Here is a 25,009-nt window from a genome sequence, read left to right as displayed (position 1 = left end):
TTGCCTCACTACTTCTGAATAAAGCAGCTACTTTTTAGCATATAAATTAAGATCAGAAGAGATTTAAAAATAAATCATATTTCTGCTATGACATATAAACAAGAGTTATTATCTTTGACAAAATTTGAAAATTAGAATATTATTATGTTTGAATTCGATCAGTACCTTGGTTTTTTAGCGTTTTTAACTATCCTTACCATTGGATTTTGGTTAATGATCTTTTTATTAACCTTTGTTGTTCCTTATTGGATAATAGGAGCTAACATCGAGAACTTTAAATTAAGAAGAGAAGCTAAACGAAAAGCGAAAGAAGAAGCATAACAGTTTATAACGTATATAAAAAAAGGAAGTCATTTTGACTTCCTTTTTTTGTTTTATTAATATCGTTTTTTATTATCCTTCAAATTCTTCATCACCATTATTTCCTCTTTGAGAACGTTGCCTTTTCTTTTTCTGATTAAATCTATAGGTGAAGGATAGATTAAAACTACGTTCCCTCCATTGAAATTCATTATCCGAAATAAACGTAGTAGTAGTAGAGGTGCTTGTCCGTTTTCGAGAGTTAAATACATCACTAACGTTAAAAGTAAGCGAAGCCTTTTCTTTAAAAAGATCTTTGCTGAATGCAAAGTTCATACTAAAAATACCATCACTTTTTGTTTGCGCATTTTCACTAGGCCCTCTATAAAATAGACTGGTTTGCCAGTCTATTTTTGCCGGTAGTGTAACCTTATTATTAAGCCTTGCAAACCAACTAAAATTATCTGCATCAAGGTTTTCTCCATTATTCTCTCCTCGAACACTATTCTGAAACGCATTAAAATTACCATTTACTCTCCATTTTCTACTTGGATTGTAAGTAAGTGTAAACTCAAAACCATACCTATCGGAGCTGGTGAGGTTTATTGGAGTTCTCCTAATAACAGGGACTTCTGTACCAGGATTATTTGCATCTGCTCCAATAATAGCTGTGTCACCTGTATCTTCAGAAATAAAAGTGAATATCTGTGTAGAATGATTATAATATATAGATGTATTTAAAGTAAGTTTTCCCATTCTATTAAGATACCCTAAATCAAATGCATTAGAATAACTTGGGTCAAGATCTGGATTCCCCTGAAATAAGTTAGTAACACTGGATCTGGAAGGAAAAGGGTTAATAAACCTGGATCTAGGCCTACGTATTCTACGGTTATAGCCAAGAGTTAAACTTTGTTTTTCAGAGATTTCATACCCCAGATTAATTGTCGGAAATATATCGGTATAATTCTTTTTACTTAAATCATTACTAGTTTGTTGGTCGATAGTAATTCGTGTACTTTCTACTCTAAGACCTAATAAATAGGATAACTTTCCCCATTTACTTCCTAGTTGTGTGTACCCGGCATTTACTTGTTCTGTATATAATAAAGTGTTGGATAAATCAGAATTTGTAGTTATGGTTCCGTTATCTTCTAACTGTACCAGATAATCAGTATCTAGGTCATTAAAATTACCTCTATATCCTAATTCGAATTGAGTGTTTTCGCCAATAGGTAACACATAATCGGCTTGCAACAGAATACGATTTTGTTCTTCTATTGTTTCTACAAGCTCTACAGCGGTTATGTTTTCTTGTGTAATTTTTGATCGCTCATCTTCATTACTGTCTTCTATCTGAAAATCGAAAGTTAATTTATGACCACTGGTATCAAAATCTTTTGTATAATTAAGAGAGTATTGTTTCGTAATATCATCTTCAATTTCTGGATCAAAACGAATATTTTGACTTAAAATATCTCCATTTGAATTTAACTCCGTAATTCTATTTGTTGTATTACTTTCTTTATCACTAGATCTGTATAAAAAAGATGTAGTTACAGATGAAGTCTCATTGATATACCATTCGACTCCGATATTAGAATTTAATCCTTTACGTATCCTGTCAAAATCACGTTCTTCTCTTAAAAATGAGTTTGGTAAGCCACTAAAAAGATATTGAGTTTGGGAAAAAGAATTCCCCGGAACTTCTCTATAGTTATATCCTGAAGTTGTAAAAAAATTAAAATCTCCAGATCGATAATTTAGGTTTCCCGAAATACCAGCAGATAGGGGATAACCTCCATTGATTGTAATCGCTCCATTCATACCCTGTAATTTGCTTCGCCTTAGAATAATATTTAAAATCCCAGCGGTTCCTTCAGCATCATAACGAGCAGAAGGAGATGTGATTACTTCAACTCTTTCTATAGATTCTGCAGGTAATTGCCTTAATGCATCGGTACTATTTAAACCAACTAAACCAGATGGTTTTCCGTTAATAAGGATTCTTACATTATCATTACCACGAAGCGCAACATTGCCTTCGACATCTACAGAAACAGAAGGTACGTTATCCAGTACATCGCTTACCGTACCACCACTTACTGTGAGGTCTTTACCTACATTATAAATCTTTTTATCTAATTTAATTTCGACAGTGGTTTTTTCTGCTATGACTACTACATCATCTAGTGTTTCGGTATCCAACCCAAGAGTAATCGTACCTAAGTTTGTGTTTTTGAATAACTTTTGTTTGGGAAGGTTTTTTGTTTTAAATGAAATAAACTCTACACTTATGTTATATACTCCGGCATCTACCTCGATATTAAATTTTCCGTTTTTATCGGTAATACCACCAGTAACAATTTTTTGTAACCTGGGGCTAAAAAAAGCTATGGTAGCATATTCGAGGGGTTTGTTGGTATCTTGATCTAAGATTAAACCAGTAATATTTACAGGCCCTTTTGAAAAGTTTCTGTTTTGGGCTGATAGCATAAGTGTTGATGCCGAAAATAATAAGAATAAAAATTTCTTCATTTTTAAAATTGAATAATTCTGGCCAAAAGTATCGAAGCAGATACAAGAAGGCGGTTAATGATGTGTTAAATGTGATGTACTCAAAATGTGTGATACGTAGTATCACCTATTATGCATTACATGCATTTAGACATGAAGAAATGTAAAAGGTTTAATCTTATGCGAAAAAATATTTTATAAGAGAGGGATTACTTATATAATATCAATAACTTTTTCTGGTGGTCTTCCGATTATTGCTTTATTTCCATTAACCACAATCGGGCGTTCAATTAATTTTGGGTTATTAGAAAGTATAGTGATCAATTCGGAATCGGTAAAATCTTTACCTTTAAAATTTTCTTTCCAGATAGCTTCATTTTTTCTAACTAAATCTATAGGAGGGATACCTAAAAGTTTAAGTATTTCTTTCAATTCTTCTTCTGAAGGTGGGTTTTCCTGGTAATTAACCACATTAATGTCTTTTTTTTGTTCTTCAAGTATTGCAAGACACCCTCTTGATTTACTACATCTAGAATTATGATAAATTGTGATCATTTTAATTTTGTGTTTTTTTAATCATCATTTTTTTGTCCCATTGTCATAAGGTAAGCCTTTAGAAATTGATTGATATTTCCATCCATTACAGCATCTACATTACCTGTCTCTTCTGCAGTTCTTACATCCTTAACGAGTTTATAAGGATGCATGACATAATTACGAATTTGAGAACCCCATTCTATTTTCATTTTAGAAGCTTCAATTTCGTCCCGCTGTGCTTGTTGCTTTTTGAGTTCAATTTCAAACAATTGTGATTTAAGCATTTGCAGTGCTTTTAATCTATTTTCTTGCTGAGATCTTGTATCTGAGCATGAAATCTGGATTCCGGTAGGGAAGTGGGTAAGCTGTACTTTGGTTTCTACTTTATTTACATTTTGTCCACCTGCTCCACTAGAACGAGATGTGATAATCTCATAATCAGCAGGATTGATGTCTATTTCTATACTATCATCAGCAAGAGGATACACATAAATAGAAGCAAACGAAGTATGGCGTTTTGCATTACTGTCAAATGGAGAGATACGTACTAATCGATGTACACCATTTTCTCCTTTCAACCACCCAAAAGCATAATCTCCTTCTATTTCTAGAGTAACTGTTTTTATACCCGCTACATCGCCACCTTGATAATTAAGTTCTCTAATTTTAAAACCTTGCTTTTCTGCCCACATCATATACATACGCATTAGCATACTTGCCCAATCACAACTTTCGGTACCTCCGGCACCTGCTGTGATTTGTAAAACAGCACTCATGCTATCCCCTTCATCACTAAGCATATTTTTAAATTCCAAATCTTCAATTGATGATTTGGTCTCATCATAACGCTCAGAAACTTCTGATTCGGTAGCGTCACCTTCTTTATAAAATTCATAAAGAACTTCGAGGTCATCAACTAATGTAACTCCTTTTTTATAATCAGAAACCCATTTTTTTTCAGCATTTAGAGTACGCATTAGTTTTTCGGCCTCCTGGGCATTATTCCAAAAATCAGGAGCAAATGTTTTTTCTTCTTGATTCGCTATTTCTATAAGTTTGGCATCAATGTCAAAGATACCTCCTTAACGCAACCAGGCGCTCCCTAAGATCTTGTAAAGTCTCAGTATTGATCATAATCTATTTATTTTTGACAAAAATAAGATTTAACAGTTCAGTAAGAAGTAATTTTTGTGTTATTTTATAGATTTAGAAATTTTATCACATAAATCATAGTCTATGAAACTACGCTTCATTTGTTTATTCTTTCTAGCGGGGAATATCATTTCTGCCCAATTTTTGGAAAAACAGAAAAATCTTACATCTTTTGATGGCTATTTTAAGTTCTATTATAATGAATCAAAAGACGAAATCTACCTAGAAGTAGACAAACTTGACTCAGAATTTTTGTATGTACATTCTTTAGCTACAGGACTAGGGTCAAACGATATAGGATTAGATAGAGGACAGATTGGTGACGGAGTAGTAGTTAAGTTTCAGAAGGCTGGTAATAAATTATTACTTGTACAGCCTAATCAGCGATATCGAGCTATTACAGACAATGTACTAGAGAAGAGAAGTGTTGAACAGGCTTTTGCAAAATCTGTACTGTTTGGATTTCCTATTAAAGAGGAGAAATCTAATACATATATTATTGACTTAACTCCTTTTCTTTTACAAGATACTCACAACATAATTAATCGATTAAAATTTCAAAAAGAAGGAACATACAGTGTTGATAAAACAAGAAGTAGTTTGAGCCTGGAAAGAACTAAAGCTTTTCCTAAAAATGTAGAATTTGAGGCTTTGATTACTTATAAGGGTTCATCTATGGGGCGAAATATTAGATCTATAGCGCCAGACTCAAAATTCTTAACGGTTGTTCAACATCATTCATTTGTGGAGTTGCCAGATAATGGATATAAGAAGAGAGAGTTTGATCCCAGAAGTGGAGCTATATCGATCTCATATATGGATTATGCTACACCGGTACAAGATCCTATAAAGAAGCGATATATTATTAGACATCGATTAGAGAAAAAAAATCCAAATCAGGCTATAAGTGAAGCAAAAGAACCTATCATTTATTATTTAGACCCTGGCACACCAGAACCAGTACGATCTGCATTATTAGATGGAGCAAGATGGTGGAATCAGGCATATGAAGCTATTGGTTTTAAAAATGCATATCAGGTTAAGATGCTACCTGCAGATGCAGACCCTATGGATTTAAGATACAATGTAATACAGTGGGTACATCGTTCTACCAGAGGTTGGAGTTATGGTGCAAGTGTGGTAGATCCCAGAACGGGAGAAATTCTTAAAGGACATGTAAGTTTAGGGAGTTTAAGAATACGTCAGGACTTTTTGATAGCTCAGGCATTACTAAATCAACCTTTTGCAACGCGGGATGATAATTATCAACCCATGTTAGAAATGGCACTAGCTCGTATTCGTCAATTATCTGCACATGAAGTAGGGCATACTATTGGTTTTGCACATAATTTTACTGCAAGTACAAACGGAAGAGCCTCGGTGATGGATTATCCTCATCCAACAGTAAGGCTTAAGGATGGCAAAATAGACTTGTCGGATGCTTATGATACTAATATAGGAGAATGGGATAAGGTAACGGTAGCTTACAGTTACTCAGAGTTTGACAAAAACACCAATGAAAAAGAAGCACTTAATAAAATTTTGAACACAGCTTATCAATCTGGTCTTCGTTTTATTTCGGATAGTGATGCCAGATCACAAGGAGGAGCACATGAATTGGCTCATTTATGGGATAATGGAAAAAGTGTTACCGAGGAGTTAGGAAATATGTTGAAAATTAGAGAAGTTGCGATACGTAATTTTTCTTCAGACAATATAAGAAGTAATGAACCGTATTCGGTTTTAGAAGATGTTTTTGTACCTCTCTATTTTTTCCACAGATATCAAACTGAAGCTACTGTGAAGCTTATTGGGGGGCTAAATTATAATTATGCAGTTAAAGGTGATCAACAAACGATTGTAGAAACAGTTGGTTCGAAAAAACAAAAAGAAGCACTTGGGCAGGTTTTACAAACATTAGCTCCCGAAATTTTAGCTATTCCAGAAGATAAATTAAAATTGTTTCCACCAAGAGCTTTTGGATATGGTAGAACCAGAGAATCTTTTAAAGGAAAAACAGGAGTTGGTTTTGATGCTATTAGCGTAGCTTCTACAGCGAGTGACATGAGCCTTTCCTTGTTACTGCATCCTGAAAGAACCTCTCGATTGGTACAGCAAAAAAGTTTAGATCAAAATCAATTAGGATTAGTAGAAACTCTTGATCAATTGTTGAAGTTCTCTTTTGAAACCAAAGCAAAAAATAAGTATCATAAAGAAATACAGCATACTGTAAAAACTAATGTTTTAAAACACTTAATGAACTTAAGTAAAAATACACAAGCATATTCACAGGTTAATGCTATTGCTTATGCCAAAATTAAAGGGTTAATCCCTCTTCTTAAAAACAAGACAGGTGATGTTACTGATAAGACGTATAATGAATATTACCTGAATCAAATTAATAATTTTATAGAAAAACCAGAAGATTTTAAAGCATTACCATCCCCAAAAATACCAGATGGATCTCCTATAGGTAGTTTTAGTTGTGGTTTTTAAATATGTATCTATCATTTAATATAATTTAAATAGATGTCAGTCTAAATTCTAGAATTTAGACTGACATTGTTTGAAGCACTACTATTTTACTTTTTATCTTTACCACTTTACAAATTCGAAATACCAAATACCGGACACTACATGACTATTGAAATTCAACTAAGGAATAAATTAAAGGAAATAAGTGAGGTTATAGATGCTAAGGCAGAAAACAATCAGGAAGTAGGGGTTTTATCGGGAGTTTCTGGAGTTGCATTATTTCAATTTTATTATTCAAAGTTTTTGGATGAGGATATTCATGCAGATAAAGGAGCAGAAACCATTACGAGAGCAGTAGAACTCATTAATAATGGATTCACTTTTCCTACCTTTTGTACCGGAATTGCAGGAGCATGTTGGGTGTTGGAAATTCTTAAGGAAGAAGAATTTGTAGAGTTAGATGATGATTTTCTTTCATCAGATTTAGATTCTTATTTATTAGAAGCGATGAGAACTGATATAGAAACAGAGAATTATGATTTTCTGCATGGTGCAATGGGGTATGGATATTACTTTTTAAAACGATATCAAAACTTGACTTCAAAAGAATCAAAAAAGAAGTATAAGAACTATCTGGATGAATTGATTACTGCACTAAAAAAATCATCAAAAAAGAATGACTATGGAATATGGTGGGAATCCGTTCTAAGGCGAGAAGAAGGGATTTCGGGGTGTAATTTAAGTTTATCTCATGGAATATCGAGTATGGTTAATTTTCTATCCCGAATAGCCGAACATAAAGAATTTTATGATGATGTTAGAGAGATGTTAGAACAAGCAGTGAACTACATATTGCATTGTAAAAATAAAGACAAAACATTGACTGCTACATTTCCAAACTGGATTGTTAAAGAGAATATAGTTGATAACAATTCGAGATTAGCATGGTGTTATGGGGATTTAGGGATAGGAATATCAGTATTTCGAGCTGGTAAAATATTAGGAAATACCCAAATTAGTGATGAAGCAATAGCAATTTTAAAATATTCTACCCAACGAAGAGATATTGAAGAAGCAGGGGTTCAGGATGCCGGATTGTGTCATGGAGCATATGGAATACTTCTTATTTATAATTACTTATATAGAAAAACAGACGATATTGTATTTAAAGAAGCTTCTGATTTTTGGGCTCAGAAGGCACTGGATATGGCAATACATGAACAAGGGTATGCCGGATATATGGTATGGAGAGGGGTAGAAGAAGAGAAATGGAAATCTGAAGTAAGTTTACTTGAAGGTATCGCAGGTATTGGATTGTCTATTATATCCTATTTGGCTCCTTTTGAAACCAAATGGGATGAATGCCTTCTAATTAGCTAATTCTTTTTTCTATATAACTTCAAAAACCATAGCTTTAAATGGTTGATCTAACTACTTCGTGGTAAGATTTTCTGCGATTTAATCTGAAAATAAAGTCGAAATTCTGGAAAATCGCTCGTTTTTCCAGAATACTCAATACTACTATTTGCATTAAGCTTATGGTGTGAGCTATGTTTGTTTCTGTCAAAGCGCTTTGATATTTGTATAATTTAAAATTAGATATCATGAAAAGTAAAAAGAAACTGAGTCTTAAGAAAATGAATGTTGCACAATTAGATAGTATTAAAGGAGGGGTGAGATTTCCTTCTCCTGTTTTTACAAGTCCAACTCTCCCAACAGCAAACCCTGATGGTTGTGGTAATGGCACACAAGGATTAGCATGTCAATACTCTCAGACACCAATGAGTTGTATGGTGTGTGTGTAATGTTCAAAAGTAGATAACACTATTTTTCGATTTACTTAGAGAACACATTTTTAGCTGATTTGTGAATATATGGTTTTTCGAAAGTTGAGATGAATCGTCTGAAAATATATTTTCAGACGATTTTTTGTCTACATAATTTATATATGGAAAGTAGTTGCCAACTATAAAATATTAAAAAAAATGAAAGAAGTTCAGTTAACAAAAAGAGAGATTGATGTTATTGTTTTAATAGCTCAAGAGTTTACAACAAAAGAAATTTCTGATAAACTGTTTTTGAGTAAGCATACTATAGAAGACTATAGAAAAAACCTAATTTCAAAACTGAACGTTAGAAATTTAGCTGGATTAACAAAGTATGCGGTAATAAATAAATTGTGCGAACTTTAATATAGTTACTTAAATGTTTTAAAAAGAAGAAAAATATATTGATTACTCACTTCTTATACTCACTAACAAATGAGTTGTTAAAAAATATATACCGTTTGAAATGAACTTCAGACGGTTTTTTGTTTTATAACAGATAGGAATTATATTTATTCTTAATAAAAGAATAAATGTTTTGCTGATAGTTGACTCTGCTATTGCGAATATTTAGGTTTTACGTTGTTATGATGTATGAGATATGATAGAGCAAAACTACCTTTTTTGAGATTGGATATTCATTTTTTTAATGATTATTAATTTTTAAAAATAATCATCACATTTTTTCTAAAAACAAAATCGAAATTCTGGAAAAACGATCGAAATTCTGGAATCCCCAATACAAGATATTGCAATGAACCTCTTTGTTCTTCTATGTTTGTTGATGTCAAAGCGCTTTGATAAAAAGGAAGTTTAATAATTAAAATTTACAAAATGAGAAATTTAAAATTTGAAGAAGTATTAGAAGTAAAAGGTGGAGATGGGGCGCAAGCTACAAAAGAAGTTATAGATGGGGCTTGTGCTACAGTTGCAGTTACAGGTGTTCTTGGATGGGCAGTACCAGGACTTAACGTGGCTAAAGCCTTTTGTGCTGGTTGGACTGTTGGAAAGTTAATTAATGATTAATACTAATTTATACAAAAAATAAAAAAATGAGAGATTTAACAAATATAGAAATAGCAAATACAAACGGAGGAGTAAAAGCAACTGAAGCAGCAGGAGCAAGTTGTGCAGTAGCAGTTTTAGCTGGAGCGGCATTAATTGCCGGTACCGGAGGTTTAGGAGCAGTAGCTGCTTGGAGTATTGGTGTAGCAGCATGTACAGGGTTTTCTGCAGCAGCAGCAACATCTAAATAATCAGATTAATAATTGTTATCTGTATTTATAGTGAAAAAGGAAATTGAAAAAGGTTAAATGATCCGATTATTAATTTCTTATGATAAACTCTCTTGAGTTTTATCTCAGGAGAGTTTACAATAACAATTTTTGTGTAAACCAATCATATCATTAAAAATAAATCGTAAAAATTAATACAATGAAAAAATTAAACCTTAAAAAAAGCACGATTTCTAATCTTCAATTACAGCAAATTAATGGAGGTGCCCATCAAGGGAACGTAGGAGTAGTCGATTCTTGTACTCCAGATTGTCAACAAACGTTTGGGATTTGCTTAACAGGATCAGGAAAGAAAAAAACATTTACAGGAAGATAAAAAATAAATCATATGAGTTCCTCACTATTTAGAAAAGAAGCTATACAAAGTAATACACAACGGTTATTAGGAGACGTTTTGTTAATTCGCCCCATGTCATTTTGGATCTTTACAGGAGCAATTACTTTGATTGTTATCATAGTGGGGTTCTTTTTAGCATTTGGAACCTTTGCCCGTCGTGAGATGGTAACTGGTTATTTAGTACCCGATAAAGGTTTAGTACGGGTATATGCTCCTTTTAATGGCATCATTGATCAAAAACATAGTACAGATGGTCAAGAAGTTAGTAAAGGCCAAAACTTACTCGAAGTTACCACAGAACGAGGTACAAAAGATAGTGTTAGTATCAATCAACAATTGATTACCAGGTTAGAAGAGCAAAAAATAAATCTAGAACAACGAATTGTAGATGAAACACTGGTTCTGGATAGTGAAGGTAGCCGCTTGTCGGTAATTCTAGCCAATCACAAGAACGAATACTATCAGATCAATCAACAATTACAAAGTCAGAAGGAACAAGTACAACTGGCAAAAAAACAATGGGATACCTATAAAAAATTAAGAGTAAAAGGGCTAGTTTCTGAAGATGACCTTAGTAGTAAAAGAAGTATATATTTTAGTGCTAAGGCATCTTTTAATGCTACAAAAAGATTGCAAATCAATAAGAAAACAGAAATAGCCAATATACGAAAACAGCAGGAGCAATCCCCCTTACGTAAAAGTACCCGGTTAAAAGAATTACAAAATCAACTGGTACAAATAGAAGAACGCCTTATAGAATTAAATAATAGTCATTCTTATATGGTTAAAGCCCCGGTAAATGGCCGTATTACTTCAACCCAGGTTAATATTGGGCAAAATGTATCTTCTGCTGTGCCCATACTAACAATTATTCCAGAAAATACAACTTTGTATGCCGAGTTGTTTTTGCCTTCGAGAGCTATAGGTTTTATAAAAAAGAACCAACAGGTATTGTTACGGTATGATGCTTTTCCGTATCAACGATATGGATTGTATCAAGGCAGAATTGAACAAATAGCAGAGGCAGTTATTAATCCAAATGAGGTAGCCATACCGATTCCTATGCAAGAACCTGTATATCGCATAAAGGTTGCTTTAGATGTACAAACTATTAATGCATATGGTAAAAAAATGCCATTGCAATCAGGAATGTCTGTGGCGGCAGATATTATTTTAGAAGAACGCAGCCTGGGACAATGGCTGTTAGAACCTATTTATAGTCTAAAAGGAAAATTATAGTATATGCAAAATCCAATTCATTTACTTCATTACGGCTGGGGAAAAAGAGTGCCTGTAATCATACAAACAGAGGTAGCAGAATGTGGGTTGGCTTCTATGGCCATGGTTGCTAATTACTATGGACATAAATTAGATCTAAACTCGTTGCGCCGTAAATACTCTATATCTTCTAAAGGAGCAACACTACAAGGTCTTATAAAATTAGCAGATAACCTTCAATTTAGTTCCAGACCATTGCGTCTTGAATTAGAAGAGCTTTCACAATTAAAAACTCCATGTGTTTTACATTGGGATTTAAATCATTTCGTTGTACTTACATCAGTAAAGGGGAATAAAGTTACCATTCATGATCCGGCCGTTGGAAAAAGGGTAATGAAACTATCAGAAGTTTCGAAACATTTTACAGGAGTAGCATTAGAACTAACACCTACACCAGATTTTAAGCCAGAAAAAATTTCGAAAAGAGCAAAACTATCAGATTTCTGGAGTAGAATTACAGGGCTAAAGAGAGTGTTGACACAAATTCTGGTATTGTCATTATTACTACAGGTATTTGCTATAGCAACTCCATTTTATATGCAATTAGTGGTCGATGATGTTATTATTAGCAGGGACTTAGATTTATTGTTGATACTGGCATTAGGTTTTGGCCTTATGAAATTGGTTAATTTGGCAGTAACTGCGTTACGCGGAGTCGTTATTTTGTATATGGGAACACAACTCAATATCCAAATGGCGGCAAATCTGTTACGGCATTTGCTAAAATTACCAATGGATTACTTTGAAAAAAGACATATTGGTGATATCATCTCTCGATTCGGATCTCTCGAAGATGTAAAACAACTGTTAACTACTGGCCTTATTGAAACCGTTGTAGATGGCATAATGGCAATTGGACTTCTGGTAATGATGTTTATATACAGCACAACACTTGCTTTTATTGTTCTGGTTGCTGTGGTATTATATATTATTGTACGATTAGCATTGTATCGCCCGTACAGACAATTAAAAGAAGAGGCCATTGTAGCAGATGCCAAACAGAATTCTAATTTTATGGAAACCGTTAGAGGAATTCAAAGTGTTAAACTATTTGGTAACGAAAGTCAGCGACAAACCGTATGGCATAATTATTATGCCGATGCTATGAATACAGGGATACGAATTGGAAAACTGGATATCGGATATAACTTTATTAATGGATTTTTATTTGGCGTCGAAAATGTTATTGTGATTTATTTGGCAGCCTCATTAGTGATGGATAGTTTAATGACTATTGGAATGTTGTATGCTTTTATGTCTTATAAAGGCCAGTTTACAGAAAAAGCTTCTGCCTTGGTTAATAAGTTTATACAGTTTAAAATGCTTTCCCTTCATATGGAACGCCTGGGGGATATTATCCTTACCGAGCAAGAAGAAGATATTGATAGTAAAAGGCAATTGTCACAGATAAAAGGAGAGCTAAACCTAGAAAATATTAGTTTTCGATACTCTGATAATGAATCGTATTTGTTTAAGAACCTTAATTTTAAAATAGAACAGGGGAGTTCTATAGCAGTGGTGGGAGCATCGGGTTGTGGAAAAACTACATTGATGAAGGTGATGTTGGGATTACTAAAACCAGAAACAGGTACCATCCTTATTGATGGGTATGATATACGAAAGGTAGGGTTAAGAACATATAGAAATTTGATAGGTACAGTAATGCAAAATGATCAGTTATTATCGGGTAGTATAGCAGATAATATTTGTTTTTTTGACCCGGACTCTGATCAGGAATGGATAGAACAAAGTGCAAAAATGGCAGCTATACATCAGGATATCATGGCAATGCCAATGGGATATCATACCTTGATAGGGGATATGGGGAGTAGCCTGTCTGGAGGGCAAAAACAGAGATTACTACTCGCAAGAGCTTTATACAAAAAACCTAAAATATTGTTTCTCGATGAAGCTACCTCACATCTTGATGTAGGTCTGGAATCTGTAGTGAATACTACTGTGAAAAAGTTGAATATTACAAGAATAATTATCGCGCATAGACCAGATACCATTGCGATGGCTGATCGAGTAGTTGCATTACAAACCGGTCAATTGTTAGAAGCGAAAATACCTGATGTAGCAATGGCGATATAGAGACTAAAAAAACTTTACTTCTATTTTTAATAGAAGTAAAGTTTTTTTATAAATAATATAAACAAAAAGTTATTTATTAAATGCCTCCACCAATTTCAGTTTGACAACTTTCACAACTTTCAGTATGGCAGCCACCACCTCCACCACTTGCCATTTGATTGTTAGGATGTAAATGGACCCCGCCGTAAATTTTGTTTAAACCATTAATTTTAGAAATTTCAAACTTTTTTAATATGAGTTTTTTAGATTTGAATGATTGTTTTTTCATTAATTCTTTATTTAAAATTTAGAGAATCAAAAGTATGTAAAATTTAATTTCTCTATACAGGAGTATTTGGTCTATTACACGAAATTCCAGAATTCCGACTAACTTCTGAACTAATTTAATATGTGTAATAAGCCTTTTTTATTCTGCTCATTGTTTATTGTTTTCAGCTTTTCGTAATTCCTTAATAAAATAGGATGGTTTAATTTTAACTTGTTTATAAAAAGCATTAGAAAAGGTTTCGGCACTGTTATATCCCATTTCATTGGCGATAGCTTTTATAGTATATTTTTGTAACGTAATGTTTGTTTTTAGTTCTTTTACTGCATGTGCTATGCGAAGCTCGTTTAGATAGGTGGTAAAGGTTTTATTCTTATAGTGATTGATTACCCGAGATAAGTATTTAACATTAGTATTAATATCATCTGACAGTGATTGTGCGCTGATCCCAAGAGTAAGATATTTTAGTTCCTTTTCAAATTCATCTAATTTACCCAATATATGAGTTATATGTTTTTCAGGTACTTGTATAGTTTTATTAGCAGCAACGATTTCTGTTTTTTTATCAATATGTACAGACTCAGAAACTACGGTATGTGCTTCCATTAATTTTTCAAATCTTAAACGATATAATCTTTTTTTTCGATATTGATAATATAACAAGCCACCAGAAGATAATAGTAGTATGATAAGTATCAGTATACTCGAGACGTATGTGCTATTACTTTTGTTTAATTTTTGTATCAGAACATCCTGTTCTTCTAATAAGAGAGGAATGTCATAATCTTCTTTTACTTTTTTACTAATGAATATTTGGTCGTTTAAATATTCATTCAGAACAGTATTGAGTTTATTAAGGTATTTATTTTGATTTTGTAAATCATTTACGTTCTTGTAATAATTTTTTAGATATTCATAAGTCTTAATATGGGTATATTGAGGGATAGATTTTAATGTTTCTAATATAGAATCTGTTTTTTTAAAATAAGATATTGCCTTTTCTTTGTTGTCTAAATCATAGTATGATTTTCCCAGATAAAAATAAGCATCAATTGTCTTAGCCTTATCTTTAAATTCAATCATTGTGGGTAGAGCTTTGTTAATACTATCAATTGCGGTTTGGTACTTTCTTTTTGCATATTGATTAATACCTTCACATAAAACAAAGTATGATTTCATAGGAATCAAGTTTGAATCAGCACTTATAGAAGCTTTGTAATATCCTACAGTATTATAATAGGTGGTAGAATCATACTTTTTAATACCTAAATAGGTTTCTGCAATAATATGTAGAGTATAGAGATAATTTACTTTATGATTGTATTTAGTTCCATTTGAATAATATTTTTCACACTTTTTAAAAATTTCTAAGGCTTTTTCTTTATCATTTAAATGTTCACTTTTAATGGTGGCAATATGATAATCTACTCTGTTCACTAAATCAATATTTTTATTTAAAATGGCATGTTTACGTGCTTCGTTTAAGTTATTGATTGTTTTTTTGATATCTCTTTTTTCATACAAAAAAAGTTGAGCTTTAGCAAAGTAAGCAAGAGCTGGATATTCTTTATTTTGTTTACTTTTTGTATACATTATAATACTATCCATATATTTATGTTCCTCTTCATAATTAGAAATGTATTTATAGAGGTATAAACCTTTAACTATTTTTAAAGTATCTGTATTATTCTTGGCTTTTTTTATATAAAAATCTGCAATTTTTTTTGCTTTCGTAGAATCTGTTTTTCGAAGTTTGAAAAACTGTTGAGCAAGTTCTTTGTAATTTTTTTGCAGTAAAGAATCTGTAAAATTTTGTGCCGTTAGTGAGGTCGAAGCAAAAAGAAATTGAAGTAAAAGATAACATATGAAAAACCTATACATAATATTTTTTTGGAGGAACATTTATTTTAGAGCAATATGCTAGTGCCATTCGCAAAAATAACATTATTTTTATTGGTCGAGTAGATTACAATATAAATCATATAGTATAATAAAAAAATGAAAATAGATCTTAGAAGCGATACGATTACCAAGCCTACTCCAGAAATGCTTACCGCTATGATGAATGCTGAGGTAGGGGATGATGTATATAAAGAAGATCCTACAGTAAATGCATTAGAAGAAAAGATAGCACATATGTTTGGTAAAGAAACTGCATTGTTTTTCCCATCGGGAAGTATGGCAAATCAAGCAGCTATTAAGTTACATACACAACCAGGTGAACAATTGATTGCTGATAAATTTGCACATGTGTATAATTATGAAGGGGGAGGAGTTTCTTTTAATAGTGGTGTATCGTGTAAATTACTAGATGGCCATAGAGGTATGGTTACAGCTGCCCAGGTAGCAGCAGCAATTAATCCACCAGATTTTTATCATAGCCCATTAACAAGTTTGGTGTGTATAGAAAACACAACCAATAAAGGAGGTGGGGCATGTTATGATTTTGAAGAAATTAAAAAAATAAAGCAAGTATGTGATCAGAATGATCTTGGATATCATTTGGATGGAGCACGACTATGGAATGCCTTAGTAGCCAAAAATGAAAGTGCTGCACAGTACGGAGAAGTTTTTGACTCTATTTCTGTTTGTTTAAGTAAAGGTTTGGGAGCGCCAATAGGATCTGTTTTGATTGGCGATGCTAAAATTATGGAGAATGCAATCCGGGTCAGAAAAATCTTAGGAGGAGGAATGCGTCAGTTAGGGTATTTGGCAGCGGCAGGATTATATGCTATTGAGCATCATATCGACCGATTAGCAGAAGATCATAAAAGAGCCAAAGAAATTGGTGAAGTATTAAAAAAATTACCTTTTGTAACACAAATCGAACCCATAGATACCAATATAGTTATATTTGTTATAGATGGCGATGAGGAAGATTTTATTGCACAGATGGCATCAAAAAATGTTCATTTTTATGGAATGGGGCAAGGCAAATTAAGATTTGTGACGCATTTAGAATATACCCAACAAAAGCATGAGTACTTTTTAGAATTATTAACTTCAGTAACTCTGAATAAAAATAAAGCTGCTCATATATAATGAGCAGCTTTATTTATAAACACTTAAAAATTAAATTTCTTTAGTATCGGCACCAGACGAATTTTCTTTTACAGAATTGATACCATTTTCCATTCCAGACTCAGAAGCATACATTTGACTACTACCTATTATCTGGCCATTACCAGCTTTTAGGTTAAAATAGAACTTACCATTTTTAGCTGTTTTACGTTCGTATCGACCATCTTCAGATGCATTTTTCTTAACTGAAGCGATTCCATTTTCAGCAGCAGATTTACTGTTGTAAACCTCACTACTTAAGATAACTTGTCCGTTTTTTGCTTTTAAGGTAAAATGATAGCTAGACCCTTCCTTATTTTTGAGTTCAAACATATTGTCAGATTTTAGTTAATTTTTTAGCTTTTGTTAAAATTATAGAATTAAAAGGAGAAAGAAAAATAGCTAACTGCATTTTTTTTAAGCCAACATCCTTATAATCGATGACAATACTATTTAAATAAATCCAGTCCAGGAATATTTGGCATACCTTCCTTAGCTACTGCAGCCAATTCTGTTTCATTAACCTGTGTTGCTTTTGCAATAGCATTATTTAAAGCTAAAATTAAGTAATCCTCTAACTGTTCTATGTCTTCTAATAGTTGATCAGATATAGTGATTTTTTTGACTTCTCTATTTGCGGTGAGTGTAATTTTAAGCAAACCATCAGGACTTTCTTCGTCTACTAAAACGGTATTTAACCTTTCTTTAGTTTCCTCTACTTTTTTCTGAGTTTCCTTTAATTTACCCATCATCCCCATCATATCTCCAAACATGTGTATGTGTTTTTAAAATTTATAAACACAAAATTAGTACTTTGGCTGTTAATAAACTAACAAGATTATTATGAAAACTTCATTCATTATATTCTTATTATCACTTATTTTCGCAACTTCTTGTAAAAAAAATACCATGACGACATTGGATTCTAAAGTTCAACCTCCTATAGTAGCTAAAAAGCCTACAAATCTAGAAAAACATGATGATGTACGTGTTGATAACTATTTTTGGTTAAATGACCGTGAAAACCAAGAGGTAATTGATTATTTAGAGCAGGAGAATACCTATAATGATAAAATGACTGCTCATACAAAGAAGTTTCAGACAGATCTTTTTGAAGAAATGAAGAGTCGTATTAAAGAAGATGATTCTTCGGTACCGTATAAATTAAATGGGTATTGGTATTTAACCCGTTTTGAAAAAGGAAAAGATTATCCTATATATTCTAGGAAAAAAGAAAGTCTTGATGCAGAAGAAGAAATCCTCTTTGATTGTAATAAAGAAGCCGAGGGACATAGTTATTATAGATTATCTGGACTTAGTATTAGTCCTGATAATAGACTGGCGGCATTTGGTGTAGATACTGTAAGCAGACGTAAATACACTATACGAATAAAAAACCTTGAAACAGGTGAAATATGCCCAGAGACTATAGAAACAACGACAGGAGGCAGTACCTGGGCTACAGATAGTAAAACTTTATTTTACACCAAAAAAAATGAAGAAACACTGCGGTCTGATAAAATTTATAGACATGCTCTGGGAACTCCGGTATCAGATGATATAGAGGTTTTTAATGAAACAGATGACACCTTTTCTACATTTGTATATAAGACCAAATCTAAAAAATACCTTGTCATAGGATCAAGCAGCACGTTAACTTCAGAATATAGAATTTTAAGAGCAGATGATCCTACAGGAGAATTTAAAGTTTTTCAGCCAAGAATAAGAGGGGTAGAATATGGAATTGCCCATTATAATGATCATTTCTATGTGTTGACTAATGCAGATGAGGCTACTAATTTTAAACTAATGAAGGTGCCTGAGGGTAATACAGCCAAAGAGAACTGGAAAGATGTTATACCACACCGGAAAGACGTTTTGATTGAAGATGTAGAGATTTTTAAAGAGTATTTAGTTATTAGTGAGCGTAATAATGGCCTTAATAAGATTAATATTAAACGATGGGATGGTACTGCTGACTACTACCTTCCTTTCGATAATGAAACCTATACCGCTTATGTGAGTGCAAACCCTGATTTTGACACCAAAAACCTAAGATATTCTTATAATTCTCTTACCACTCCTAATTCGGTAATTGATTTTGATATGAAATCTAAGGAAAAAGAAGTGAAAAAGGAACAAGACGTACTTGGTGGTAAATTTGACAAAAATAATTATGTTTCAGAAAGAGTATGGGCAACAGCAGAGGATGGAACTAAGATTCCTGTTTCTTTAATATATAGAAAAGGCATACAAAAAGACGGAAATAATCCATTATTACAATATGGTTACGGTTCATATGGATCAACTATTGACCCTTATTTTTCTACAGCCAGATTAAGTTTACTGGATAGAGGGTTTATTTATGCCATTGCTCACATAAGAGGAAGCGAATATCTGGGAAGATCCTGGTACGAGGACGGAAAACTTCTTAAAAAGAAGAACACATTTACTGATTTTATTGATTGCTCAAAATCTTTAATTGCTCAAGGATATACCTCTACCGATCATTTATATGCAATGGGAGGTTCTGCCGGAGGACTATTGATGGGAGCGATAGTTAATATGGCTCCAGAATTATATAATGGAGTAGTGGCAACAGTACCTTTTGTAGATGTTGTAAGTACGATGCTTGATGATAGTATTCCTTTAACTACAGGAGAATACGATGAATGGGGTAATCCTAATGAAAAAGAGTACTATGCATATATGAAGTCATATTCTCCTTATGATAATGTTGTAGCTCAAGAATATCCAAATATGTTAATAACTACAGGTTTACATGATTCTCAGGTACAATATTGGGAACCGGCAAAATGGGTAGCAAAATTAAGAGAGTTAAAGACAGATAATAATTTATTGGTATTGCATACGAATATGGAAGCCGGACATGGAGGAGCCTCAGGGAGATTTGAAGCACTTAAAGAAGTAGCAGAAGAATATGCCTTTTTATTAGATTTAGAAAGTATCAAAGAGTAATTAAAAAAAAATAATGTAACTTCGTACCGTTTTTGTAACAGTTAGTGGACCCCCATTTTATTCCACGAATCTGTAAAACACATTTATATGAGAGAAGATATTAGGGCTTATAATAATGTTTTAGAGCTTATTGGCGATACCCCGCTTATAAAATTAAACAGAATTATGAAAGACTTTCCGGGAAATTACTACGCAAAAGTAGAATCTTTTAACCCGGGACACTCCACCAAAGATAGAATTGCACTTTATATTATAGAAGAAGCAGAAAGAAGAGGTATTCTTAAACCCGGTGATACCATTATTGAAACAACTAGTGGTAATACAGGTTTTAGTTTAGCAATGGTTAGCGTGATCAAAGGTTACGATTGCATTCTTGCTGTTAGTTCTAAGTCCTCTAAGGATAAAATTGCAATGCTTAAGAATATGGGAGCAAAGGTATATGTATGCCCGGCCCATGTAAGTGCTGATGATCCAAGATCGTATTATCAGGTGGCAAAAAGACTTCATGAAGAAATAAAAGGATCTGTATATATAAATCAATATTTCAATGAACTAAATATTGATGCACATTATAATTCTACAGGACCAGAAATTTGGGATCAAACCAATGGTAAGCTTACACATTTTATTGCGTGTTGTGGAACCGGAGGAACTATCTCAGGTACTGCGAGATTTTTAAAAGAAAAAAATAGTAATGTGCGTGTTTTGGGAATCGATGCTTATGGATCGGTTTTAAAAAAGTATCATGAAACCAGAGAATTTGATGAGGAAGAAATATATCCTTATAGAATTGAAGGCTTAGGTAAAAATTTAATCCCTACTGCAACAGATTTTGATGTTATAGATAAATTTGAAAAAGTAAGTGATGAAGATAGTGCACATACAGCTAGAGAATTAGTGAAAAAAGAAGGGCTGTTTTTAGGATATACAAGTGGAGCAGCTATACAAGGTGTAAAACAACTTGCTGAGCAAGGTGAGTTTGATGAAAATAGTAATGTTATTATTATTCTTCCTGATCATGGATCACGATACATGAGTAAAGTATTTAGTGATGATTGGATGACAGAGCAAGGATTTTTTGATAGCAAAAATGAAATTGATGCAACAAAAGTTCAATTCATTAAATAAAATATATTTGAAATAAAATTATAAACATCCCGATATTTCGGGATGTTTTTTTTGATATAATTTTTACAATATGCTTCTTATTTCCTCAATTGTTGATGTCAGTTTTATTTATTAAATTACAGAAAATCATTAAAATACTTGTGGTTCATTGTGTAGTAGATTTTATAAAGTGTTAAAATAACACTTTATAAAAGTGAAATTGAATATAATTATGTCATCAAATCAATTTTCCGTATTTTCGCACACTTATAAGAAACAATTTTTTGATAAATGAGAGATTTATTTGATAAGATTTATAAAGACAAAGGACCATTAGGAAAGTGGGCGGATCAGGCAGAAGGATATTTTGTTTTTCCTAAACTAGAAGGACCTATATCAAATAGAATGAGGTTTCAAGGGAGAGAAGTAATTACCTGGAGTATCAATGACTATTTGGGATTAGCAAATAAAGAAGAAGTTCGTAAGGTAGATGCAGAAGCAGCTGCAGCTTATGGATCTGCATATCCAATGGGAGCAAGGATGATGAGTGGGCATACAGATCTTCATGAACAGTTACAAGATGAATTGGCAGAATTTGTCGATAAAGAGGCATCATATTTATTAAATTTTGGATACCAGGGAATGGTTTCTACTATTGATGCACTGGTAAGCAAAGATGATATTATTGTATATGATGTAGATGCACATGCATGTATTATTGATGGAGTACGATTACATCAAGGACAACGCTATACATATCGACATAATGATATAGAAAGTATTGATAAAAACTTGATGAGAGCCACAAAAATGGCGCAAAAGACAGGAGGAGGAATTTTACTGATTTCTGAAGGTGTTTTTGGAATGCGAGGAGAGCAAGGAAGATTAAAGGAAATCGTAGCTTTAAAAGAAAAGTATAACTTTAGATTGTTTGTTGATGATGCACATGGATTTGGTACATTAGGAGCAACAGGAGCAGGAACAGGTGAGGAGCAAGGTGTTCAGGATCAGATTGATGTGTATTTTGCAACTTTTGCTAAGTCTATGGCTAGTACAGGAGCATTTATTGCTGCCGACCAAGAGATTATAGATTATTTAAAGTATAATTTGCGTTCTCAAATGTTTGCAAAATCATTACAGATGCAATTAGTAGTAGGAGCTCTTAAGCGTTTAGATATGCTTAGAACAATGCCTGAACTAAAAGCTAAGCTATGGCAGAATGTAAATACTTTGCAGAATGGACTTAAAGAAAGAGGTTTTGACCTAGGAACTACACAAAGTTGTGTTACACCAGTATATTTAAAAGGAAGTATTCCTGAAGCTATGGCTCTGGTAAAAGACCTTAGAGAAAATTATGGAATTTTCTGCTCTATTGTAGTATATCCTGTGATACCTAAAGGGTTAATATTATTGAGATTAATCCCTACAGCTTCACATACTATGGAAGATATTGAAGAAACACTTATTGCATTTTCTGCAATACGAGAACGATTAGAAAATGGAACTTATAAGCGTATGTCTGCTGCTGTTGCTGCCGCAATGGGAGAATAAAGAACTAACATCAATATTTCTTGAAATAGAGATTGATTTGACCGCTACAAAATAAATCGGATTATAAAAAAGGCTACTAAAAGTAATTTCTAGTAGCCTTTTTAGTATAAATATTCTAAGTGTTTTAGCAGTGACAAGTCCAGTTTACTGTTGGATCATTAGTAATCTGCTCGTCCATACGTGCTCCTCCAACAATTTTTCTAAGATTCAATTCAGTAACAGTTGACTTTTCAAGAGATAATTTTTTGAAATTTAATTTTTGTTTTTTCATAATAGTAATGATTTAATGTAAATTAATATTTAATAGATTTCCCCCGAACATTATAGACACTCAGGCATATGTCTTTGTGTTTACTGTTGTTACATTTTGTAACTGAGGTAAATGTATAATTTGACTATAATGTTATGTCCTGATTCTTTTAGTTTTCAAGAAATCAGGACAATATTTTTATGAAAAAAGAAATCTAATATTAAACTGTGACCAAATCTGTTGGTTTGGCTACTTGGGAAGTTGTTAAGGAGGTAATCAAGGGGCATACTGCTCAGTTTTTGACTATATTAAAAAAAGGGTCTAACTTTAAAAAAGTCAAACCCTTAATATTTTTGTTTTTTTAAATAATTTTCTAATTGATATAATATTAGCAGGGGTCATATAAAACAGATGCAGGATCAAAACAGCCATATCCACAACAGAAAAAATTTACAGGGCAAGCTCTGCAGTTAGCTTCTTCACCTCCATTGATTTTTTTCTTTTGTTGGTTACTTAGATTTTTAACTCCATTTACATTTAAAATGTTTTTTAACATGATGTATAGTTTTAAGAATTTGAAAACTCTGATTTTTTTAAAGACACTCAGACTTTATGTCAAAGTTTTATATCTACTTACTACAAGTAGAAATGTTGGTCTCATTAAAAATAGATAAAATCTAAGAAGGTGGTGTTAGCTATTTATTATTTTACTAAGTATTAATAATCTTAAATATAAAATTAAGACTACAGCAATCCCTAGCACATTAACTAATAGGTAGATAAAAATAAAAGCGGTTAAATGCTTTTTCTAAACGTTCGCCTCATCTTATGTTGCTCATGTTCATAACCATTCCAAAGGGCCTGGATTGCTTTATTTTCTTCAAGCTCGGGATTAGTTTCAACAACTTCAATCCCATTACGAAGAAAAGCTTCATTCATTTCTTTAAAAATAAGTGCAGTAACTCCTTTATTTTGGTATTCTGGATCTACTCCTATAAGATAAAAAGCTGCTGTGTCATTTCTACGCTGTGCTTTTAGGATATGAAGAAATCTTAGAGGATAGACTTTACCATTCATTTTTTTCAAAGCTTTTGAAAATGAAGGCATTACAATCGAAAATGCTATAAGCTTACCTGTTTTATCCGCGATACAGGTAATATACTCAGGGTTTAGATATGGTAAGTATTTCTTTTTATACATATCTATTTGATATTGCTGTATAGGAACAAAAGTTTGTAAGCTACTATAAGTTTTATTTAGTAGATCAAACATGTCATCAGCATATTGAAGTATCTCTTTACTTTTGTTGAATTTAAGGAGTTGAAGCTGATAACGTTCTTTAATAACCTGTGCGAATTTTATTACTTTTTCTTTGGTCTTTTTCGGAACTCTTATTTTGTATTCTACCCATGTAGCAGCAGGTTCAAAATTAAGTTGCTCCATATGTTTCGAATAGTAAGGGTAATTGTACCAGGTAATCATGGTATTTAACTCTTCAAATCCTTTAATTAGAATTCCTGCTTTATCCATATTTGAAAAACCTACAGGGCCCTCCATATATTCTAAGCCATGCTGAGTTCCATATTCTGAAACTTTCTCTAATAATGCTTTAGTTACTTCAATATCATCAATGACATCAAACCATCCAAAACGTACTTTTGGTTTTTTTTGTTCGTTTACTTCAATCCAATTTATAATTGCAGCGATTCTTCCTACTATGGTATCGCCTTTGTAAGCTAAGAAATATTTTGCATCAGAGTTTCTAAAAACGGGATTCTTCTTTGGATTCATCACATCTACCTCTTCCTTGATAATAGAAGGGACATAATATGGGGAATCTTTATATAATTCAAAAGGAAATTTAACAAACGTTGTTAAATCTCCTTTTGAAGTAATTTCTTTAATCGTAATCATATATCATCTCTAATTCATCACAAATATATAATCCTTTTATTAAATATTATGATTGCATACAGATCATTTTAA

24 protein-coding genes are annotated in these 25,009 nt (G+C 32.6%); 14 read left to right on the top strand and 10 right to left on the bottom strand.

Going from position 1 to position 25,009, the window contains the following annotated elements; translation table 11 throughout:
* Positions 1 to 144 precede the first annotated feature (144 nt).
* A complete protein-coding gene (locus Z054_RS32120) occupies positions 145 to 321 on the top strand; it encodes a hypothetical protein (protein ID WP_167549785.1) in 177 nt (58 codons plus the stop codon).
* A gap of 72 nt (positions 322 to 393) precedes the next feature.
* Here Z054_RS32120 and Z054_RS0108110 read toward each other — a convergent pair whose 3' ends face one another.
* The 3 genes from Z054_RS0108110 to prfB all read right to left on the bottom strand — a co-directional run bounded on the left by Z054_RS0108110 (position 394) and on the right by prfB (position 4,488).
* A complete protein-coding gene (locus Z054_RS0108110) occupies positions 394 to 2,838 on the bottom strand; it encodes a TonB-dependent receptor domain-containing protein (protein WP_024769576.1) in 2,445 nt (814 codons plus the stop codon).
* A gap of 192 nt (positions 2,839 to 3,030) precedes the next feature.
* The gene (arsC, locus tag Z054_RS0108105; protein WP_024769575.1) at positions 3,031 to 3,372 is read right to left on the bottom strand and encodes an arsenate reductase (glutaredoxin); all 342 of its coding nucleotides are present in this window, start codon (positions 3,370 to 3,372) and stop codon (positions 3,031 to 3,033) included.
* Between the two features lie 17 nt (positions 3,373 to 3,389).
* Positions 3,390 to 4,488, bottom strand: a protein-coding gene (gene prfB / locus Z054_RS0108100) for a peptide chain release factor 2 (RefSeq protein WP_152538500.1) whose coding sequence is annotated in 2 segments (ribosomal slippage) — positions 3,390 to 4,424 and positions 4,426 to 4,488 — 1,098 coding nt in all. Because the reading frame shifts where the segments join, the coding sequence is not laid out codon by codon here.
* Between the two features lie 102 nt (positions 4,489 to 4,590).
* Here prfB and Z054_RS0108095 point away from each other — a divergent pair.
* The 9 genes from Z054_RS0108095 to Z054_RS0108055 all read left to right on the top strand — a co-directional run bounded on the left by Z054_RS0108095 (position 4,591) and on the right by Z054_RS0108055 (position 13,811).
* On the top strand, positions 4,591 to 7,002 hold the full coding sequence (locus tag Z054_RS0108095) for a zinc-dependent metalloprotease (protein ID WP_024769573.1): 2,412 nt from the start codon (positions 4,591 to 4,593) through the stop codon (positions 7,000 to 7,002).
* A 141-nt stretch (positions 7,003 to 7,143) separates the two neighbouring features.
* Entirely contained in the window at positions 7,144 to 8,361 is a 1,218-nt protein-coding gene (locus Z054_RS0108090) for a lanthionine synthetase C family protein (protein WP_024769572.1), read from the top strand.
* 224 nt (positions 8,362 to 8,585) lie between these two features.
* On the top strand, positions 8,586 to 8,786 hold the full coding sequence (locus Z054_RS0108085) for a hypothetical protein (RefSeq protein ID WP_024769571.1): 201 nt from the start codon (positions 8,586 to 8,588) through the stop codon (positions 8,784 to 8,786).
* Between the two features lie 180 nt (positions 8,787 to 8,966).
* Positions 8,967 to 9,173: a response regulator transcription factor gene (locus tag Z054_RS0108080; protein ID WP_024769570.1), complete on the top strand. Its 207-nt coding sequence runs from the start codon at positions 8,967 to 8,969 to the stop codon at positions 9,171 to 9,173.
* A gap of 468 nt (positions 9,174 to 9,641) precedes the next feature.
* The gene (locus Z054_RS0108075) at positions 9,642 to 9,833 is read left to right on the top strand and encodes a hypothetical protein (RefSeq protein WP_024769569.1); all 192 of its coding nucleotides are present in this window, start codon (positions 9,642 to 9,644) and stop codon (positions 9,831 to 9,833) included.
* A 26-nt stretch (positions 9,834 to 9,859) separates the two neighbouring features.
* Positions 9,860 to 10,063 carry a hypothetical protein gene (locus Z054_RS0108070; RefSeq protein ID WP_024769568.1) on the top strand — a complete coding sequence of 68 codons (204 nt, stop codon included), beginning with the start codon at positions 9,860 to 9,862 and terminating at the stop codon, positions 10,061 to 10,063.
* Between the two features lie 178 nt (positions 10,064 to 10,241).
* On the top strand, positions 10,242 to 10,418 hold the full coding sequence (locus Z054_RS31630; protein ID WP_161635260.1) for a hypothetical protein: 177 nt from the start codon (positions 10,242 to 10,244) through the stop codon (positions 10,416 to 10,418).
* 12 nt (positions 10,419 to 10,430) lie between these two features.
* On the top strand, positions 10,431 to 11,678 hold the full coding sequence (locus Z054_RS0108060; RefSeq protein WP_024769567.1) for an HlyD family secretion protein: 1,248 nt from the start codon (positions 10,431 to 10,433) through the stop codon (positions 11,676 to 11,678).
* Positions 11,679 to 11,681: 3 nt separating this feature from the next.
* Positions 11,682 to 13,811, top strand: a complete 2,130-nt coding sequence (locus Z054_RS0108055) for a peptidase domain-containing ABC transporter (RefSeq protein ID WP_024769566.1) — start codon at positions 11,682 to 11,684, stop codon at positions 13,809 to 13,811.
* A gap of 76 nt (positions 13,812 to 13,887) precedes the next feature.
* On the opposite strand, the gene Z054_RS0108050 is transcribed toward Z054_RS0108055, so the two are convergent.
* Both Z054_RS0108050 and Z054_RS0108045 read right to left on the bottom strand, forming a co-directional pair.
* A complete protein-coding gene (locus Z054_RS0108050) occupies positions 13,888 to 14,079 on the bottom strand; it encodes a hypothetical protein (RefSeq protein ID WP_024769565.1) in 192 nt (63 codons plus the stop codon).
* 147 nt (positions 14,080 to 14,226) lie between these two features.
* A complete protein-coding gene (locus tag Z054_RS0108045) occupies positions 14,227 to 15,957 on the bottom strand; it encodes a helix-turn-helix domain-containing protein (RefSeq protein ID WP_161635259.1) in 1,731 nt (576 codons plus the stop codon).
* Positions 15,958 to 16,074: 117 nt separating this feature from the next.
* Here Z054_RS0108045 and Z054_RS0108040 point away from each other — a divergent pair, with 117 nt between their 5' ends.
* A complete protein-coding gene (locus Z054_RS0108040; protein WP_024769563.1) occupies positions 16,075 to 17,118 on the top strand; it encodes a threonine aldolase family protein in 1,044 nt (347 codons plus the stop codon).
* Positions 17,119 to 17,148: 30 nt separating this feature from the next.
* Here Z054_RS0108040 and Z054_RS0108035 read toward each other — a convergent pair whose 3' ends face one another.
* Both Z054_RS0108035 and Z054_RS0108030 read right to left on the bottom strand, forming a co-directional pair.
* Positions 17,149 to 17,469: a YegP family protein gene (locus tag Z054_RS0108035; protein ID WP_024769562.1), complete on the bottom strand. Its 321-nt coding sequence runs from the start codon at positions 17,467 to 17,469 to the stop codon at positions 17,149 to 17,151.
* Positions 17,470 to 17,585: 116 nt separating this feature from the next.
* Positions 17,586 to 17,909 (bottom strand): YbaB/EbfC family nucleoid-associated protein, encoded by a 324-nt coding sequence (locus Z054_RS0108030; RefSeq protein WP_024769561.1) that lies wholly within the window; start codon positions 17,907 to 17,909, stop codon positions 17,586 to 17,588.
* A 70-nt stretch (positions 17,910 to 17,979) separates the two neighbouring features.
* Between Z054_RS0108030 and Z054_RS0108025 the strand changes: the two genes are divergently transcribed.
* From Z054_RS0108025 to Z054_RS0108015, 3 genes are all read left to right on the top strand, one after another.
* Positions 17,980 to 20,115, top strand: a complete 2,136-nt coding sequence (locus Z054_RS0108025) for a S9 family peptidase (protein WP_024769560.1) — start codon at positions 17,980 to 17,982, stop codon at positions 20,113 to 20,115.
* A gap of 87 nt (positions 20,116 to 20,202) precedes the next feature.
* Positions 20,203 to 21,243, top strand: a complete 1,041-nt coding sequence (locus Z054_RS0108020; RefSeq protein ID WP_024769559.1) for a PLP-dependent cysteine synthase family protein — start codon at positions 20,203 to 20,205, stop codon at positions 21,241 to 21,243.
* Positions 21,244 to 21,513: 270 nt separating this feature from the next.
* Positions 21,514 to 22,773, top strand: a complete 1,260-nt coding sequence (locus Z054_RS0108015; protein WP_024769558.1) for an aminotransferase class I/II-fold pyridoxal phosphate-dependent enzyme — start codon at positions 21,514 to 21,516, stop codon at positions 22,771 to 22,773.
* A 124-nt stretch (positions 22,774 to 22,897) separates the two neighbouring features.
* On the opposite strand, the gene Z054_RS31625 is transcribed toward Z054_RS0108015, so the two are convergent.
* The 3 genes from Z054_RS31625 to Z054_RS0108000 all read right to left on the bottom strand — a co-directional run bounded on the left by Z054_RS31625 (position 22,898) and on the right by Z054_RS0108000 (position 24,937).
* Positions 22,898 to 23,044, bottom strand: coding sequence for a hypothetical protein (locus Z054_RS31625; RefSeq protein ID WP_161635258.1), 147 nt, complete (start codon positions 23,042 to 23,044; stop codon positions 22,898 to 22,900).
* Positions 23,045 to 23,411: 367 nt separating this feature from the next.
* Entirely contained in the window at positions 23,412 to 23,579 is a 168-nt protein-coding gene (locus Z054_RS31620) for a hypothetical protein (protein WP_161635257.1), read from the bottom strand.
* A 239-nt stretch (positions 23,580 to 23,818) separates the two neighbouring features.
* A complete protein-coding gene (locus Z054_RS0108000; RefSeq protein ID WP_024769557.1) occupies positions 23,819 to 24,937 on the bottom strand; it encodes a GNAT family N-acetyltransferase in 1,119 nt (372 codons plus the stop codon).
* Positions 24,938 to 25,009: the final 72 nt, after the last annotated feature.

Origin of the sequence: Aquimarina macrocephali JAMB N27 (assembly GCF_000520995.1) — a bacterium.
Taxonomy (GTDB): domain Bacteria; phylum Bacteroidota; class Bacteroidia; order Flavobacteriales; family Flavobacteriaceae; genus Aquimarina; species Aquimarina macrocephali.
The sequence above is the reverse complement of the archived record's forward strand: the minus strand, read 5'-3'. Positions and strand labels throughout refer to the sequence as shown.

Excerpts from the sequence above, each read along its gene's own strand:
- Z054_RS32120 (WP_167549785.1), top strand. The coding sequence starts at position 145 with ATGTTTGAATTCGATCAGTACCTTGGTTTTTTAGCGTTTTTAACTATC.
- Z054_RS0108040 (WP_024769563.1), top strand. The coding sequence starts at position 16,075 with ATGAAAATAGATCTTAGAAGCGATACGATTACCAAGCCTACTCCAGAA.
- Z054_RS0108070 (WP_024769568.1), top strand. The coding sequence starts at position 9,860 with ATGAGAGATTTAACAAATATAGAAATAGCAAATACAAACGGAGGAGTA.
- Z054_RS0108000 (WP_024769557.1), bottom strand. The coding sequence starts at position 24,937 with ATGATTACGATTAAAGAAATTACTTCAAAAGGAGATTTAACAACGTTT.
- Z054_RS0108095 (WP_024769573.1), top strand. The coding sequence starts at position 4,591 with ATGAAACTACGCTTCATTTGTTTATTCTTTCTAGCGGGGAATATCATT.
- Z054_RS0108020 (WP_024769559.1), top strand. The coding sequence starts at position 20,203 with ATGAGAGAAGATATTAGGGCTTATAATAATGTTTTAGAGCTTATTGGC.
- Z054_RS0108035 (WP_024769562.1), bottom strand. The coding sequence starts at position 17,469 with ATGTTTGAACTCAAAAATAAGGAAGGGTCTAGCTATCATTTTACCTTA.
- Z054_RS0108090 (WP_024769572.1), top strand. The coding sequence starts at position 7,144 with ATGACTATTGAAATTCAACTAAGGAATAAATTAAAGGAAATAAGTGAG.
- Z054_RS0108025 (WP_024769560.1), top strand. The coding sequence starts at position 17,980 with ATGAAAACTTCATTCATTATATTCTTATTATCACTTATTTTCGCAACT.
- Z054_RS0108055 (WP_024769566.1), top strand. The coding sequence starts at position 11,682 with ATGCAAAATCCAATTCATTTACTTCATTACGGCTGGGGAAAAAGAGTG.
- Z054_RS31620 (WP_161635257.1), bottom strand. The coding sequence starts at position 23,579 with ATGTTAAAAAACATTTTAAATGTAAATGGAGTTAAAAATCTAAGTAAC.
- Z054_RS0108045 (WP_161635259.1), bottom strand. The coding sequence starts at position 15,957 with ATGTATAGGTTTTTCATATGTTATCTTTTACTTCAATTTCTTTTTGCT.
- Z054_RS0108050 (WP_024769565.1), bottom strand. The coding sequence starts at position 14,079 with ATGAAAAAACAATCATTCAAATCTAAAAAACTCATATTAAAAAAGTTT.
- Z054_RS31630 (WP_161635260.1), top strand. The coding sequence starts at position 10,242 with ATGAAAAAATTAAACCTTAAAAAAAGCACGATTTCTAATCTTCAATTA.
- arsC (WP_024769575.1), bottom strand. The coding sequence starts at position 3,372 with ATGATCACAATTTATCATAATTCTAGATGTAGTAAATCAAGAGGGTGT.
- Z054_RS0108060 (WP_024769567.1), top strand. The coding sequence starts at position 10,431 with ATGAGTTCCTCACTATTTAGAAAAGAAGCTATACAAAGTAATACACAA.
- Z054_RS0108110 (WP_024769576.1), bottom strand. The coding sequence starts at position 2,838 with ATGAAGAAATTTTTATTCTTATTATTTTCGGCATCAACACTTATGCTA.
- Z054_RS31625 (WP_161635258.1), bottom strand. The coding sequence starts at position 23,044 with ATGAAAAAACAAAAATTAAATTTCAAAAAATTATCTCTTGAAAAGTCA.
- Z054_RS0108030 (WP_024769561.1), bottom strand. The coding sequence starts at position 17,909 with ATGTTTGGAGATATGATGGGGATGATGGGTAAATTAAAGGAAACTCAG.
- Z054_RS0108075 (WP_024769569.1), top strand. The coding sequence starts at position 9,642 with ATGAGAAATTTAAAATTTGAAGAAGTATTAGAAGTAAAAGGTGGAGAT.
- Z054_RS0108080 (WP_024769570.1), top strand. The coding sequence starts at position 8,967 with ATGAAAGAAGTTCAGTTAACAAAAAGAGAGATTGATGTTATTGTTTTA.
- Z054_RS0108085 (WP_024769571.1), top strand. The coding sequence starts at position 8,586 with ATGAAAAGTAAAAAGAAACTGAGTCTTAAGAAAATGAATGTTGCACAA.
- Z054_RS0108015 (WP_024769558.1), top strand. The coding sequence starts at position 21,514 with ATGAGAGATTTATTTGATAAGATTTATAAAGACAAAGGACCATTAGGA.